Source organism: Sideroxydans lithotrophicus ES-1, from assembly GCF_000025705.1.
Classification (GTDB): Bacteria; Pseudomonadota; Gammaproteobacteria; order Burkholderiales; family Gallionellaceae; genus Sideroxyarcus; species Sideroxyarcus lithotrophicus.
Map to the genome: position 1 here is coordinate 1,593,437 of NC_013959.1, position 16,359 is coordinate 1,609,795.

Below are 16,359 nucleotides of genomic sequence, written 5' to 3' on the forward strand. Positions count from 1 at the left end.
GATCTTCGGGTGCGATTATTTGCCACAACAATCAAAACCGCTGAAAACTGCTTTCGTCGATATCCGCTGCAACGGCCATGGGCTTCGCCGGCTTCCGGAGCGGCATGATGACCGCGCTGCGCTTGCCGCCTTGTTGAGCGACTTGCTTGACTTCAGTGACGCCGTCCACCTTGAAGAAACCGACCAGTTGCTGGAGATTCTCGGCCTGCCCGCTCATTTCCTCAGCAGTCGCTGCAAGCTCTTCAGAGGAACTCGCATTCTGCTGGGTGATCTGGTTGAGCTGGCTCATCGCGGTATTGATCTGTCCCACCCCCGACGATTGTTCATTCGAGGCAGCCGCGATCTCCTGCACCAGATCGGATGTCTTGGTGATCGCAGGAACGATCTCGTCCAGCAACTTCCCGGCTTTTTCTGCCAGAGCGACGCTGCCTTTGGCGACCTCGCCGATCTCCTGCGCGGCTACCTGGCTGCGCTCCGCCAGTTTGCGCACTTCAGCCGCGACCACCGCGAAGCCTTTGCCGTGCTCTCCCGCACGTGCGGCTTCGATGGCGGCATTCAGCGCCAACAAATTGGTCTGGTAGGCGATATCATCGATGATGCCGATCTTGTCGGCGATGCTCTTCATCGCAGCGACCGTCTCCTTCACCGCCTGGCCGCCCTCATTGGCCTGGATCGACGTGTTTTCAGCCATGCCGTTGGTCACCTTTGCATTTTCTGCATTCTGCTGGATCGATGCGCTCATCTGCTCAACCGATGCACTGGTTTCCTCGACGCTGGCGGCCTGTTCCGACGTTGCCTGGCTCATGCTTTGGGCGGTCGCACTGACCTCCTCAGAAGCACTCGATAATGCATCGGCCGAGCTGCGTACCTCACCGATCACCTGGGACAGCTTTTCGGTCATCGTTTGCATGGCCGCCAGCAACTCACCTGTCTCGTCCTTGGATGTCACTTCGATCTTGACGGTCATGTCGCCTTCCGCCAGCTTGTTCGCCACATCTACAGCTTCATTCAACGGACGCGTGATGCTGCGAGTCACCCACCAGGCAAAGAAGACCGCAATACTTATCGCGATCAAACCCAGCACCAGGATCAACGTCCGGGTCTGCGATGCAGCCTGGCTGGCGGCCTCCCCGCTGTTGGTCATCAGTTGCGATTGAAAGTCGATCAAGTCGTTCACTGCGCTGATGTATTGGCCTTGGGACTGACGCATCACTGTAACCATTAATTCGATCGCCTCATCGCGTTTGCCGGCTTTCTGCAATTCGATGAATCGATCCTGATACGCAACGAAAGCCTTGCGTGCATCCATCGCCTTGGCAAGTGCCTTTTTGCCATCTTCCGTTTTGATGGTTTTTTCCAGCTTGTCGAAGCCATCAATGATCTTTGCACGCGAATCAGCGACACGATCAAGCTCCTTTTTCATTTCATCCTTGCTGGATACAAGAGCTGCATTGCGCAATGCTCGCGCGATCACGTTGACCTGACTGACAATCCCGTTCGCAATCACTGTTTTGGGGAACTTGTCGCCCACCATGTCCTCGATCTCATTACTGACTTGGCCTACGCGTATGAAAGAAACCGCCGAAATAACCACCAGCAGGATCAACACCAAAGCGAAGCCTATCCCCAACCGCATACCTATCTTCATATCCTTAAGCATTTCACACCTCTCTCGAAACTCGTTTATTGAATGACTCGATCACTTTCCTCAACACTGCATTACCCGGCTGCCGCTAATGCGCCCTGTGTTGAAACCGCGGCCAACGATGCGATCTCATCCACTGACAGAACTTTTCCAACATCAAGCAGAATCACGAATCTGCCATCTACCTTGCCCATACCCTGAATGAAGTCGGTGCGTATCTTTGCGCCAAATGCAGGTGGAGGCTCGATCTCGCTGGCGGGTATCTCCAGCACTTCGCTCACCGCATCCACAAGCACGCCGATATCGTGTTTTTCATCACCCGTGGGCACTTCGATGATGACGATGCAAGTGCGGCGCGTGACCTGTGTCGCACCACGTCCAAACCGCACACTCAGATCCAGTACCGGCACGACTGCCCCGCGCAGATTGATCACACCACGGATAAAGCCGGGCATCATCGGCACTTCGGTCAGCTGTCCATACTCGATGATCTCTTTCACGCTCAACGTGCCTACTGCAAACATCTCACTGCCCAGCGTGAACGTCAGGAATTGCTGAACTGCCGCCACTTGCTCCATCTTTGCTGCGTTATCTGTCTTTACCAATGCGCCCATCACAGTCTCCTAATGTTCACGTATTCTTCAAATTCCAAACTTTTCACACGACTTCTGTACCGGTCTTTTCCGTCTGTACTGACACCTGTTGAACAAGGCGGGGCACATCCAGGATCAATGCCACTTCGCCGCTTCCGAGTATGGTCGACCCGCCAATACCGTTCAGGTGGTTGAAGATACGTCCCAGCGGCTTGATCACGGTCTGGAACTCTCCCTGCAAGGTATCCACCACCAGTCCGGCACGCGATTCGCCGTATTGCACCACCACGACGTTCTCGCGCCGGACCGGAGCGCCGGTCACATCGAACAAGTCGCGCAGGCGCAGGTAAGGCAGCACCTGCCCGCGCAGGGAAAGATAGTTGCGTTCTTTTGCCGCCCGCTTGTCTGCCTCGGAAAGCTCGATGCACTCGACCACAAGGTCGAGAGGTATGACGAAGGATGATTTACCCACTCCGACCAGGAACCCATCGATGATCGCCAGCGTGAGCGGGAGCCGGATGCGTATCGTCGTCCCTTTTCCCTCTTCGCTGGAAAGATCGATGCTGCCGCGCAAGGCTGTGATATTGCGTCGGACCACATCCATGCCGACACCGCGGCCGGAAAGGTTGCTCACCACATCGGCAGTGGAGAACCCGGCTTCGAAGATCAGGTTGAATATCTCCTTGTCGCTGAGATTTGCATCCGGCTGCACCAGTCCGCGTTCGATGGCCTTGCCCAGTATCTTGTCTTTCTTCAGGCCACCGCCGTCATCCGAAACTTCGATGACGATACTGCCGGAATCATGATAGGCATTCAGGCGCAGCGTCCCTTTGGCCGGTTTGCCGGCAGCGATGCGCACCTCGGCGGACTCGATGCCGTGATCCATGGAGTTGCGCACCAGATGCGTGAGCGGGTCGCCGATCTTTTCCACCACGGTCTTGTCCAGTTCGGTCTCCGCACCGCTGATGATGAGCTCGATTTCCTTGCCCAGTTCTTTGCTGACATCACGTACCACGCGCTGAAAACGGTTGAAGGTGGCACCGATCTGGACCATGCGCAGTGTGAGCGCGGAGTCCCGAACTTCCTCTACCAAACGGGACATGGTCGAGGCAGCTTCCTGCAATTCGGAGATCCCTGCCCGCTGTGCAACCAGTACTGTCCCGGCGCTGGCTATCGTAAGTTCTCCGATGAGATTGATCAGGTGATCCAGCTTGTCTGCATCGACACGGATCAGGTTGCTTTCAGCCGTTTTCTGTTCTTTGACCTGTTTCTGTTTCTCCAGTGCTGCGGATACGACTGCAGGACGCACGACCTTCTCCTCCAGCAGGGTCTCGCCAAGAGGACGTTTATGATCATCAGCACATTGCGCCTGGTTGCGCAGAGTCTGCTCCAGTTCACTCTCCGTCAGCGTACCGCACTGGACAAGGATCTCGCCCAGGCGCATCTCCTTTTCCGGCAGATCGCGGATCAGATTTATATATTCGATCATCTTGCTGTGCGGCGGCATGATGCGTATCTGGCAATCGTCGCGGACAAACTCGAACGCACCTTCGATGGCCGTCTTGTCTGCATCGGTCTGGTAACTGATCTCGAACCCAAGGTGGCATGACTCCGGATCCAGCTGCGAGATCGGCGGGATAGACTCTACGATGGTCACCACATTGATGACCTTGCCGAAGGTATTGAGATAGCGGATGAATGACAATGGATCCATTCCATTCCTGAGTACATTCACACCGAAGCGGAGAGAGATATGCCAATTATCAGTCTCGACCCCGTCCCCGATTGCGCGCTCGATCTGCGGGGACTGCGCTGCCGGCACAGCGTTCTTCAGGGTGGCCTCCTCCGCCTTATGGCCGAGATACAGATTGAGCTGTTTGACCAGTTCGGCACTGTGTCGATGGCTGTCTTCGTCAGGCTCCTGCCCTTGCGCCGCATGATCGACCAGTGCACCGATGTGGTCGCGTGCGGATAGAAGTAGTGCAACCAGATCGGCCTCGATCGTCAATTCACCACTGCGTACCTTGTCCAGAACGCTTTCCGCCACATGGGTGAATGCGACGATGTATTCCAGTCCGAACAGACCCGCAGAGCCCTTGATCGTGTGTGCCGCCCGGAAGATCGCATTGATGATCTCCGGATCATGTTCTGCCTGTTCGATACGCAATAGCGCATCTTCCATCTGTTCCAGCAGTTCGCGGCTTTCGATGATGAACGTCTTGAGCGCTTCGTCGAGATTCATTGCTTATTCCTTAATGCGAAGGGTGGGAGAAGATCACGATCTGATCGCCGAAGAAACCGCCGAGATCGCACAGATCGAGCATCTCCTGCACCGGCTTGCTATGTCCGACCAGATGCAATTGCTTGTCGCGGATCATGGCTTCCAGTTTTGCCGAAACGAGGAGTTGCAGCCCTGCGGAATCGATCTCGCTCACGCGCGACAGATCGATTTCGATCACATCGGCATGGTTGATGTGTGGATAGATGACATCCTTCAGCTCAGCGGCACGGTAGATCGTCAACTCGCCTTCGATAGCGAACCCGGCCTTCCCACTTGATGAATTCTCGCGTTGTGACATGGACACTCCAGTTTGTATTTCGGGCAGTGTTAAGGCAGGACCAGTTTGGATACTGCGGTCAGCATCTGTGCCGGCTGGAATGGCTTGACCACCCATGCCTTGGCACCAGCGGCCTGGCCTGCTTGTTTCTTGTCTTCACCAGCTTCAGTCGTCAGCATGATGACGGGCGTGAATTTGTATTCGGCTTTCTGCTTGGCTTCCTTGACGAAAGTGATGCCATCCATGTTGGGCATGTTCACATCGCTGATGATCAGATGGATCTTCTGCCCGGTCAGTTTGGACAGCGCATCCTTGCCGTCGCAGGCCTCGATCACATCGTAACCGGCCCCTTTCAGGGCGATGCTCACTACTTGACGCAGGGATGCCGAATCGTCCACCACCAGAATTGTCTTTGCCATTTATATGCTCCTAGAAAAAAGTGATATCGGAAGAATTGTTTGCCGGAATATGCTGTTTGCCGTCATGCACCGCATGCTGTTCGGGCATGGTGTAGGTCTGCGCCAGTTCGTTCAACCATGCTCGTGCATCCATGGAATTCGCAGTGTTTCCGGCAGCACGATCATGCTCGCATTCGTGCAGGTGATCCTCCAGCTTGCCGAGGTCATTGCGCACATGCATCAGCATCTGGCTGACACGGTCCTGGAATTGCAGCGCGACCAGAACCTCGGAAATCTCATTGCCTATGATCTGGCTTTCGTTGCGCAGTATCTCTGCCGAGTCGGCCAACCCGGAAGTTGCCGTGCCAAACTTGGCCATGACGTGTTCGATGACCAGTTCCGAATTCGCGACCATCTCGGTGTCCTGCTTGGCGTATTGTTCGGAGACACGCAGCGTGGAAGCAATGGCCTGGTTCACCGTTTCCACGGTGGCACTGATCTTTTTGCCCGTATCGCCGGACAGGTTCGAGAGTTTCCGCACCTCATCGGCGACCACGGCAAAACCGCGGCCTACTTCACCAGCGCGGGCAGCCTCGATGGCCGCATTCAATGCGAGCAGATTGGTCTGCCCGGCGATGTCAGCCACATCCTGCGCCATCTTCTTCAGGTCACCGGTGAATTGTGACAACGCGTAGATCTCATTCAGCATCGAGCGTTTGACTTCCAACGCTGAACGCAACGAGGTGACGATGGAATTAAGTTCTGTCTGGCTTTCTTTCAACAGCGTGACCAGATCTGATTGCTCGCCATTGCCAGAGGACATCGCGGAAGTGGCTAGCGCCGAAGACAATCTTTGTGAAAGATTGCCAAAGCGCATGGACAGATCGGTGATGGAAGATTCGGTATGCACACGCGCCATTTCGATCTGGTTGGACCAGACCGGCAGTACGTCGACGCACAAGCCATCCAGACCGTCGATGTGTCGTGCCCTTTCCTGTCCGAGCTCGTGCTCGAACTGGAGTTGCATCCCGGCTGCAGATTCATTCAATATCCGCTTGTGACTTGAAACCGAGAGCATGACGGCAGCGATGGACAGCAATCCCAAGACGCCCGTGATAGCCAACGCAAGCGCCCCCGTTCCGCCGATCACGAGTACGCTGACGATACCCGACAGGCCGAGTACGACTTGGGGAACGGCTATCCGCTGATAACTGCCATCTGGTTGCAACTTGCTATTCATCTCGTCTCCCGAACTCCGACTTTCCCCTCTTAATTGTGCAACTGGAGCCTGTTGATTGCGTGGCTGCAATTACGATTGAGGGTTTTAGTATGGTGACGGCGGATGAGGTGAAAAAATATCAGGCAATCTTGATTCTTGAGTAGGTTATATGGAAATATTTTATAGGGATATTCCTACAGGGCCTCGAACATCACAGGCTGAGTCGCATCAACCAGGGGAAAGCAGACTTCCACCACAGTACCTTTGCCCGGTTCGCTAAGAAAAACGATCTCACCGCTCAACATGTTGCTGAGTTCTTCCATGGCGACCATCCCCAGGGAGTTTCTTCTCGAACGATCCAGATCGAATCCCTTGCCGTCATCCCGCACTTCCAGGCGATATCCTTTATTGCGCTCCTCGAATGTGATGGCAACGGCATTTGCCTCGGCATGCAGCAGGACGTTGGAAAGTGCGATCTGGACTATCTTGAATACGATGCCGGTGAAGCCTTCGCTGATTCCTGTGATACCCTCATCGACATGGACTTCATAATGCATCCCGGTACCCGCCAGGCAATCGTCTGCCAGCCACTCCAGCGCTGATGAGATCCCAGTGTTAAGCACCGATGGATACATGGACGACACGATATCGCGCATGTGCGATATCGTGCCATCCAGCAAAACGAGCGCATCGTCTATCTGCACTTTCAAGATCGCAGAATCCTTCCCATAGCGCATGGATAGCATGGCAAGTTTCATGCGCAATGCACTCAGCAACTGTCCGTATTCCTCATGCATCTTGCGCGCCATTTCCTTGCGTACCAGACCTTCTTCAATCTCCCGGCGCGCAGTCAGATCCCGCAGAAGCGCACGGGAGTCGCGCAAATGGCGTTCAGTTTCCTTCAGTGTGCTGATATCGCGCCCGATGCTCAACACACCGATAACTTCTCCGGTTGCGCCATGCTCCGGGATTAAACGAATATGGCTGGTTACCGTCTCACCTGTCGCGGTCAACCAGGTGCATTCCATCTCATCATCCATTCCACTATCCAGCACCCCCAATATCCTTTGCAGATGGTTCATCCCATAATAGTCATGCACGGGTAGAAAGGGTTGCGTCTGGCTCGATGCAGCGGCAAGCTTGTTGAAGGCACGATTGGCATAGATGCAATGGCCTTTCAGGTCATAACGTGCGATGGTGTCAGGGGATTGTTCCGCCAGCGCTATGAAGTCGTTTGCCCGGGCTGTAAGCAGATCTCTGGTTTCCTCGATTTCACCGGCATTCTGCAGAAATCCCATGATCTTCCTGTCGTTGCCGATCTTCGCCGAGGGGATCAATCGCACTTTTAAGGGAATCGAGCGGTTTTCTGTCATATGCCAACAAGCAGTTCCATATTCGAGATCGCAGTCGTTCGTTACGACCGAGTTCAAGGCGTCGATCAGACGCACAAAAAAAGTGCTCTTTTCATTGGGCAGGTTTTGTACGAGCTCTGATATCAATCTTCCCTGACAAGCCGTTGAAATGAATCCTGTTGCAGCCTCATTCATCTCTTCGATCGTGAATTGAGCGAAGGCATCCGCATTGATGACGAAAATACCGGCCACACTGTTATGGAATAGATCCTGATAATGCTGGCTGGCCCTGACAGGTGCCGGTCTGAAGAACCCAAATGACGACACCAAAACAAGGTATGCACCAGCAAAGAGAGCCAGCGCGGCGATGACAACAACCACAGTCGGCATGATTATTTGTTACCTGGATTTGACAGGCGAGCAGGATGCTATGGATGGTTCGGCTCAGCCATCAGGCAATATTGAATTTGCTGTAGGAAATGAGAACAATAACAGGTAAGGATTTCCTGACGCGAGAGTGATTCCAGTCAAACCAAACCGTGTTCGACACCGTAACGGATCAATTCTGCGTTGTTTTGAAGGTTCAGTTTTTGCATCAACCGTGCTTTGTGGGTACTGACGGTCTTGTTGCTGATAACCAGCTCCGCGGCGACCTCATTGACACTTTTGCCCTGTACCAACAGGTGCAAGATCGTGTATTCCCGCTCAGAAAGGACCTCTCTTGGAAGGTACTGCGCGTGCTGTCCCGTGTCGAAAGCCATCTTTTCAGCCAGGCTGGGGGCGATGAATCGTCCGCCTGATGCCACTTTACGGATAGCTTCGATCAGAACTTCCGGATCGCTATCTTTTGTACAGTAACCGGCAGCGCCGGCAATCAGGGCACGTCTCGCGATCTGCGGCTCATTGTGCATGCTTAGAACGAGTATCGGCAATTGTGGATCCTGCGCCCGGATGCGCTCGATCAGCTCAACCCCGCTGATCCCGGGCATCGTCATGTCCAGCAACAACAAGTCTACCTGAACTTTGCGTAATGACTCCAAGAGTTGCGCACCATTCGTCGCCTCTCCTGCCATCGAGATACCGGACAGTGTGAATAGCTGCTTGAGTCCTTCACGCACGATGGCGTGATCATCTGCAATAAATACCCTTATCATCTCTTTTGCCTTTTCATAACCGGGATATATACAGTCACATGCGTCCCTTTTCCAGGTGAAGACCGGATATCCACGGTGCCTTCCAACATCATCGATCGTTCGCGAACCCCCATCAGCCCAAAGGTTCTGCCACTCAACATTTCGGTATCGAATCCCCTCCCATCATCGATGATCTCAAGGATATAGTTATCTTGCAGTCTGGACAACGAGACGCATACATTTGCTGCCGCGGCATGCCTGGTCACGTTGGTGAGCGATTCTTGTACGATACGAAAGATAGCCGTCGCCCGTTCATCATCCAGATCGATGTTCGATTCATCGATTTTCAGATCGAAATGGATATCGCTGCGCTTTGCAAACTCGGCCACTTGCCACTCCAGTGCCGCAACGATACCAGCCTCCAAAGCGCCTGGCCTGAGTTTTGACGCCACATCACGCACGACCTGGATGGTTGAATCCACGCGCGACAGGATGTTTTTGATCTGATCGAGAAGCGCGGGATTGCTTGCTCCGAACTGCATTCTCATAACGGAAAGATCCATGCGTAACACCGTCAGGATCTGGCCCAATTCGTCGTGCAGATCCCTCGCAATACGCTTGCGCTCGTCTTCTCTCGCTTCTTCGCGGCGGATGGTCAAGTCGCGCAGTTGTTGATTCGACTGCTCGAGACTCAGCTCGCTCTTTTGCAAAAACGTTAAGGCGGACTGATGTTCGTTTCTTGTGCGCAGCGTCTGTATCCCGTAAGAAAGGTTGTCCGCTAAATCTTCCAGCAGCACCACCTCCCCCTTGCTGAAAGTAAAGGGGTCGGCTGAATTTATCGTTAGAGCGCCTATCGCTTTGCCATTGATGACAAGCGGGATGCCAATACTCGATTGATAACCACGCTTGATCGCAGCTTCACGCCATGGAGCCATATCCGAATTGAACTGGCAATCCTGATTCACGACTGTCTGCATGGTTCGAATCGCTTTTCCTGTAGGCCCCTGCCCACGTTCGGTATCAGCCCACGTCACATTGACGCTTTCCAGATACCCTTCTTCGTAACCGGTTTGGGCAACTGGACGAACTGTCTTGTTTGCATCATGCTCGGCGAAACCTATCCAAGCCATCAGGAAACCACCTGATTCAACTGTCAGGCGGCAGATGTCTGATAGCAAGGATTGTTCATTGTCAGCATGAATTACCAGAGCATTACATTCACTTACCAGAACAAGCGCTCGATTAAGCTTTTGCCGTGTCTGTTCGGCATGTTTTCGCTCGGTGATGTCCTGATTGACTCCAAGTAGCCGGGTGGTGACTCCGTTGTTATCCTGTTCTATCTTGAACCGTACTAGCACCCAGCGAGTTTTTCCATCGCCACAGATTATTCTAGCTTCAGCCTGCAAATGTAGTTCTGGGGCTTTCACGCTCAAGCTTCTCTGAATATATTCGTCAATCAGATGAGCATCGCCCGGATGGACAAGTCGTTGACTGAACTCAGCGGAACGCATACGGTAGCCGCCCATTTTTTCAGCGCTAGTATGATGCAGCGAATAATATTGATCATTTAAAACAAATTCATCGGTGATCAATTCATATTCCCAGTGCCCCATCCGGGCTATCTTCAGTGCTTCGGAAAGGTTGATCTCACTTTCTCGCAAAGCTGCTTCAGTGTGCCAGCGGATTTTGAGCATCTCATTGAATTCTTGTGCCACCTCTCTTATTTCTGGAGGTCCTACCAGCTCAGCCCTGGCAACTCTGCTGCCTTGACTGATTGCCCTAGTGACTGCGGTAAGCTGGCTAATTGGATTGGATATCCGGCGCGCTATCAACCAGGCGACACCAAAAACAAATGACAGCATCGCCAGGCTAAACAGGATATTTCTGACTAGCATTTTGCGAAGTTGGGAGTAAAAAGGACTGGTTGGTATACCCACATACACGTACCAATCGGCCCAGGCTATGGGGGAGACATAATAAAATCTGGGAATGGAGTCGAAACCTTTACCCTCTATTGCGCCTTGTTTTACTGCGAGTATCTTTTCGAATTCCTTGTTGTTGCTCAGATCCTTACCGATCCATTTGTCGGCATCTATGTTCCGCCATACTACTGCCCCCCCTGCTGTAATGACGCCTATGGATGTACCAGGGACCAGTTGGGCATCAGAAAGATCGGGTTCATACAATGCCAGATCGAGCGGAAGGCCAAGAAAACCGATCTTGTTGCCGGCATCATCGTGGATTGGATAGGTCAACACCGTCACCCACCTGCCCGTGATCGGGCCGACGAATGGCTCACTCACTACCAAGCCATCAGTCGCAAGGGATTTTTTGAACCATGCTGCATTTGCAACCGAAACCTGCTTGCCTTTTGTCTGTGGCACTACTGAACAGATCGCCGTACCCTGTATGTCGATCAAGGTCATGTTCGCTGATTTAGGGAACAAGTCGTGAAGATCCGACAACACCTGATCGCAATGTTTGCCGTCCATTTTGCGGATGAGAGATCGTTTTGCGATCTGCCTCAGCAGATCGCGGTTGGTGATCAACACATGATCAACGTCTGATGCAGATGCCACCACGAGAGTGCGCGCAATTGTCTGAGCCTCTACGATCTGTTGTTTGGCATTGTCATAGATCGTGTAGGCAAGGATCCCAACCATAGGCAACGCAACAGCAGCCACCAATGCCATCAGTTGCGCTCGAATTGTGTAGGGCGATTTCATCATCGCTCGTAATTTTGGGCTCAATTTTAGGAGGGAATATCTCGAAAATCCCATATTCTGATAACAACATACACCAAGTAATGCTGGAGCGATCCGTTCCAATAACCGACTGGGCACAAATTATGAGTGAGTTTCTTCCGCTTTCATCAATGCCTTACATCTCGCCAGTTTCCACTGGCGGAAGTTTCGGTTCTACTTCTCCGCAGGAAATGAAAAAGGCTTCCATTGCTGGAAGCCTGAATGTGGTACGCCCAAAAGAGCAAATCCGGGCACTTGCAGGTAGCGATTTCGCCGGCAGATCAGAGCAGATTGATTTCAGAAGCCAGGGATGCTGTCGTGATTTCCAGATTGCCCATGATTTGTTGCCAATCTTTTCCATGATGCGTTCCGATATATTCGAGGAACGAGGCATCCGGATCATTCAGGAGAATGCCGATAGCGTAACCATCGACATTGTCTGTGATCTTCATCAACGCATCATATTTGGTACCGCTCGCCAGTGCATCATCGATCACGACGGGGGCAGGATCGAAGAACACCCTGGGAATCTCCATGCGCAAGGCTTGCGTGAAATCGGTATGAATGGCTGATTTGGCTTCGTCGAAGCTGCGAAAGTCCGAGAAATGTCCGAAAGGCTTTACCTCGAAATACTGCCGCACAGGAGGCGGAACCTCCTGCTCATGCGCCGCTTCGAATACAGAGTCGATTTCCGGCCTGTCGCCCGCTTTCACGCGTATCCGGATAATGAGCGCTTCGGTTATCCCGGCGAATCCATTGGCCTGGAAATATCGAACAATGCGCTCTGCCGCTTCATTCCCCTGCAGAGGGTGAGTATTTTTCATTGGAACTTGCCCTAAAACTCAAAGAGGAGCGCAGTTTACCTAAAGCGGACAAGGAGCGCACTTTTCCCGAAAACGGTAAACGCGATTTCTCCTCAGGCAAGGTAAAATCCGGGCGGCTATTCAACCCTCAAGTCACACGTGAACAACGCAATCCACAATATCCAGGGCTATTTTGCCAACCCGCTAATGCTGCTTGCCCTGTTTGTGGTGGCAAGTTTTGTGATGATCTGGCGCCTGCACGCCATGGAGGGCAAAGGCTTTGAAGGTACCGTGCTCGGCACGCTGATCATGCCTTACTGCTCGGGATTCGCGAATCTGATCTTCGCCTATGTCATGAGCAGCTCTGCCGCCAATGGGGGCTTGGTCATCGAGAACTGTCTGGTCAACAATGCCACCAACCTCACGCTGATCCTCGGGCTGGCCGCGATCTTCGGTTCGGCCGCCGTCATGCAAAAGGGCGGTGGCTCAAAGCAAAAAGTAACGAAACAATCTGAATTCCATCGCATCAACAAGCTGAATCTGCTGTTCACCCTGATCGCATTGTTCCTGTTCACCGGCACGCTCTGGGCCTTGGCAAAGGATGGAGTGCTGGATTTTTATGATGGCTTGGTGCTGGTCGGCCTGTTCCTGTTCTGGCAGATACTGCACGTATTCGAAGTGCTCAAGGACAATATCAGGAAAAACAAGGCGTTCCACTGGACGATCGTGATCGACCTGGCGCTGCTTGGGGTCAGCGCCTATTGCATCTATTACTCGGTCGATCATCTCGTGACCTGGGTCTCGACAACGAACAACCCGTATTTCAGTTTTGCCAAGCTGGGCTGGTTCAGCGGTCTGCTGATGGTCGTGCCCAATGCATTCCTTGCGCTGTATTACACCCGCACCGGCAGGCAGGACATCGTGCTGACCTCACAGGTCGGGGACGGACATATCTGCATTCCGATGTGTATCGGCCTGTTTGCGCTGTTCAATCCCATCCAGGTACCCGCCTTCTTTCAAATGGGAACCTACATCATTCTAGGAGCGGGCGCGGTCCACTTCCTGTCCATCGCCCTCCTCGGGCGCGTCCCGCGTTTTGTGGGCTTCGGCCTGATTGGCGTCTACGCCTTGTTTTTGTATAAAGGACTGATTCAGTAAGGAAGCAGTTTCGACTGGCAAATCCGGAGTGCATTGCTATTACTGCCCCAGCAAGCCATTGATCACCTGCACATCCGATTCGGACAACACGCCAGCTGCCGCCTTCAGCTTCAATCCGGCGAACAGGGTGTCGTAACGCGCCTTGGCCAAGTCGCGTTTCGAGGCAAACAGTTGCTGCTGGGCATTGAGCACGTCGCTGTTGATGCGCAGGCCGAGCCTATAGCCTGCCTGATTCCCCTTTACCGAACTTTCTCCCGACTCCACTGCAGATTGCAGCGCTTCGGTCTGTGCCACGCCATTGACGATACCCATATATGCCTGCTTGGCCTCGGCTCCGGCCTTGCGCCGTGCCTCTTCCAGTTGCGCACTCAGCTTGCCCTGGTTGGCGACTGCCTCGCGCATATGAGAGCTGTTGAGCCCGCCAGCAAAGATCGGCATGGTGAACTGGATGCCCGCTACGCTGGACTTGACCCTTGTTTCATACGGGGTGGGTATCGTGAGATTCCCCGAGGAGTAGTTGGCACCATAAGAGCCGACGAAATCCAGCGTCCAGAAGTTCTCGGCCTTGGCTTTGGTGACGGTATATCCGGCGGCACGCAACGATGCGAACTGTGCACGAACTGTCGGGTTGTTGTCCTTCGCTTGCTCGACCCACTGGCTGACATCGGCAGGTTCCGGTTTGGGCGCCACCACCGTCGGCTTCAAACCGGACAGCATTGCGACAGGCTTGCCTGTCAGCTTCTCGATCTCGGCGAGCTTGGTTTCGAGATCGTTCTGGGCAGCGATGAGCTGCGCACGCGCCTGTTCAGCCTTTGATCTGGCTTCGTCGGAATCGGTAATGCTGACTGTCCCCAGTTCAAAGCCCCGCTTGGCCACTGCTTCCTGTGCCTGCATGGCTTGCAACTGGGCCTCTGCCGTGGCAACTGTTTCCTGCGCGACTAGTGCATCGAAGTATGCCTGAGCCACGCGCAGGATCATGTCTTGTTCGGCTTGGGAGAATTCGGCCTGGGCCGCATCGACCTGTGCTTCGGATTCATAGTAGGCCAAGATGTTTTGCGGACGCATGATGGGCTGGGTCAATTGCAATTGCCATGTCCACGCATAGACGCCTTGCTTGTTCGGTGTCGAACCGTTGAAACTTGCCCGCGCATCGGTAAAGTTGCGATTGCCCGTCAGGGTGACTGTAGGCAGATTGCCGGCGCGTGCCTGGGGAAACTTCTCTTGCGCTGCTTCGTATCCATGTAGCGAGGCCTCGAAGGTTGGATCGTTGGCCTGTGCCAGGTGATAGATTTCGAGCAGGTCGACAGCATCGGCCTGCATGTTGATGCCGGACATGAGCACGACCACTATGACATGCTGCACGAAATGCAGACATCGCGATGAACCCGATTCAATTCTCACCGCTCGTGTCCACTTTCGTCGAAGGTCTTGGTGACAGGAGACAGCAGGTATTGCATGACGGTGCGCCTGCCCTGGTTGATCTCGGCCACGACCTGCATGCCGGCAACAAGTTTGTGCTGCTTGCCATCGGCATCCAGTGTCTGTTGATCCAGGGCGACGATGGCTTTGTAGATGGAGGGTTGCTGCTGTTTGTTGGTATTGCTGTCTTTGCCTTGCGCATCGGGCGTCGAGGCATCCGGGCCGATGTGGATGACTTCTCCGTCCAGCATGCCGTATTCTTCAAAGGGATAGGCCGCCAGTTTCACCTTGACCTTTTGTTTGGGGTAGACGAAGCCGACGTCGTCGTTCTTGACGCTGATCTCCGCGATCAATGGTTCGTTCTCCGGCACGATGGATAGCAGGACGGTGCCGGGCGAGACTACAGTACCTGCAGTGTGGGTGGCCAAGTCGTTGACGATGCCGGCCTGCGGTGCCCTGAGTTCCAGCAGTCCGTTCTTGTGCTCCTGCTTGACCCAGTCCTGTCCCAGCTTGCGGTACTGCCCTTCCGCATCCATACGTTCGTTACGCAGGTCGCTGCGGTATTTGGAGGTGATCATGTCGATCTGCTTTTTGGCTTGGTTGATGGCAGCCTCCAGGCTGGCGACGGTCGATTCCTGTGCACGCAGGTCCCTGGCTTTTTCCAGATACTCGCGTTGCTTGTCGCGCACCGTCACCTGCGGTGCGTAGCCTTCTTTGCCCATGTCCGCATAGGCCTCTGCCTGTTGCTTGAGGATCGGGGTGGTTTCTTCCAGCTTGGCCAGAACATCCTTCGCGGAATCGTATTCGCGCTGCGCCTTGCTCAGGGCAGCCTGCGCCTGTTCCAATGCATCCAGATAGGATTGGCGATGGTCGCGGTATTGCGCATCGACTTGCCGGAACAGGTCCGCTGGATCGTCTGCCTTCCTGAGTAAAGGAGTGCCGTTAAGCTCGGCATCGATGCGGCGTAGTTGCAAGGAGCGTATGGACAGGTCGTTGCCGATGGTCTTGGCATCGGCTTCGGCCAACTTGGTATCCATGCGCATCAATACCTGTCCCGCTTCTACCTTTTGCCCTTCCTTGACCAGGATCTCCTGCACGATGCCGGCATCGGCAGGCTGCACGATCTTGACGTAGGTCTGCGGCACCAGGCGCCCTTCGGCGCTGGCGATGATGTTGAGTTTGCCGAAGACAGCCCACAGTACAAGGATGGTGAACAGTGCTGCAACTGTGTACATCACCGACCGCGGAAGGCGTGCCGGCGGGCTTTCCTGGATGGCCAGCAACCCCGGGGCAAAATCCAGTGCCTCCGGGGACAGGACGGGTGACTTGTTCGTCAT

The 16,359-nt window shown here is 54.0% G+C and carries 13 protein-coding genes; 1 reads left to right on the forward strand and 12 read right to left on the reverse strand.

The window, feature by feature from the left end; translation table 11 throughout:
• Positions 1 to 31 precede the first annotated feature (31 nt).
• The 10 genes from SLIT_RS07925 to SLIT_RS07970 all read right to left on the reverse strand — a co-directional run bounded on the left by SLIT_RS07925 (position 32) and on the right by SLIT_RS07970 (position 12,355).
• Positions 32 to 1,648 (reverse strand): methyl-accepting chemotaxis protein, encoded by a 1,617-nt coding sequence (locus SLIT_RS07925; RefSeq protein WP_263053154.1) that lies wholly within the window; start codon positions 1,646 to 1,648, stop codon positions 32 to 34.
• A 71-nt stretch (positions 1,649 to 1,719) separates the two neighbouring features.
• Entirely contained in the window at positions 1,720 to 2,259 is a 540-nt protein-coding gene (locus tag SLIT_RS07930; RefSeq protein WP_013029718.1) for a chemotaxis protein CheW, read from the reverse strand.
• Between the two features lie 43 nt (positions 2,260 to 2,302).
• The gene (locus tag SLIT_RS07935; protein ID WP_013029719.1) at positions 2,303 to 4,480 is read right to left on the reverse strand and encodes a chemotaxis protein CheA; all 2,178 of its coding nucleotides are present in this window, start codon (positions 4,478 to 4,480) and stop codon (positions 2,303 to 2,305) included.
• A 10-nt stretch (positions 4,481 to 4,490) separates the two neighbouring features.
• Positions 4,491 to 4,817, reverse strand: a complete 327-nt coding sequence (locus SLIT_RS07940; RefSeq protein WP_013029720.1) for an STAS domain-containing protein — start codon at positions 4,815 to 4,817, stop codon at positions 4,491 to 4,493.
• Between the two features lie 29 nt (positions 4,818 to 4,846).
• Complete coding sequence (locus SLIT_RS07945) at positions 4,847 to 5,215, reverse strand: response regulator (protein WP_013029721.1); 369 nt, start codon at positions 5,213 to 5,215, stop codon at positions 4,847 to 4,849.
• Between the two features lie 10 nt (positions 5,216 to 5,225).
• Positions 5,226 to 6,434 (reverse strand): methyl-accepting chemotaxis protein, encoded by a 1,209-nt coding sequence (locus tag SLIT_RS16200; protein WP_013029722.1) that lies wholly within the window; start codon positions 6,432 to 6,434, stop codon positions 5,226 to 5,228.
• Positions 6,435 to 6,607: 173 nt separating this feature from the next.
• Positions 6,608 to 8,155: a PAS domain-containing sensor histidine kinase gene (locus SLIT_RS07955; protein WP_013029723.1), complete on the reverse strand. Its 1,548-nt coding sequence runs from the start codon at positions 8,153 to 8,155 to the stop codon at positions 6,608 to 6,610.
• A 137-nt stretch (positions 8,156 to 8,292) separates the two neighbouring features.
• Positions 8,293 to 8,919, reverse strand: coding sequence for a response regulator (locus tag SLIT_RS07960; protein ID WP_013029724.1), 627 nt, complete (start codon positions 8,917 to 8,919; stop codon positions 8,293 to 8,295).
• Positions 8,916 to 11,627: a histidine kinase gene (locus tag SLIT_RS07965; protein ID WP_190272122.1), complete on the reverse strand. Its 2,712-nt coding sequence runs from the start codon at positions 11,625 to 11,627 to the stop codon at positions 8,916 to 8,918. Before SLIT_RS07965 ends, SLIT_RS07960 begins: the two co-directional genes overlap by 4 nt.
• Before the next feature lie 296 nt (positions 11,628 to 11,923).
• The gene (locus SLIT_RS07970) at positions 11,924 to 12,355 is read right to left on the reverse strand and encodes a hypothetical protein (protein WP_223293779.1); all 432 of its coding nucleotides are present in this window, start codon (positions 12,353 to 12,355) and stop codon (positions 11,924 to 11,926) included.
• A 249-nt stretch (positions 12,356 to 12,604) separates the two neighbouring features.
• Between SLIT_RS07970 and SLIT_RS07975 the strand changes: the two genes are divergently transcribed.
• On the forward strand, positions 12,605 to 13,603 hold the full coding sequence (locus SLIT_RS07975) for a calcium:cation antiporter family protein (protein WP_013029727.1): 999 nt from the start codon (positions 12,605 to 12,607) through the stop codon (positions 13,601 to 13,603).
• Positions 13,604 to 13,642: 39 nt separating this feature from the next.
• Here the strand turns inward: SLIT_RS07975 and SLIT_RS07980 are convergent, their stop codons facing one another.
• Entirely contained in the window at positions 13,643 to 14,938 is a 1,296-nt protein-coding gene (locus SLIT_RS07980; protein WP_190272123.1) for a TolC family outer membrane protein, read from the reverse strand.
• 62 nt (positions 14,939 to 15,000) lie between these two features.
• The gene (locus SLIT_RS07985; RefSeq protein WP_013029729.1) at positions 15,001 to 16,359 is read right to left on the reverse strand and encodes an HlyD family type I secretion periplasmic adaptor subunit; all 1,359 of its coding nucleotides are present in this window, start codon (positions 16,357 to 16,359) and stop codon (positions 15,001 to 15,003) included.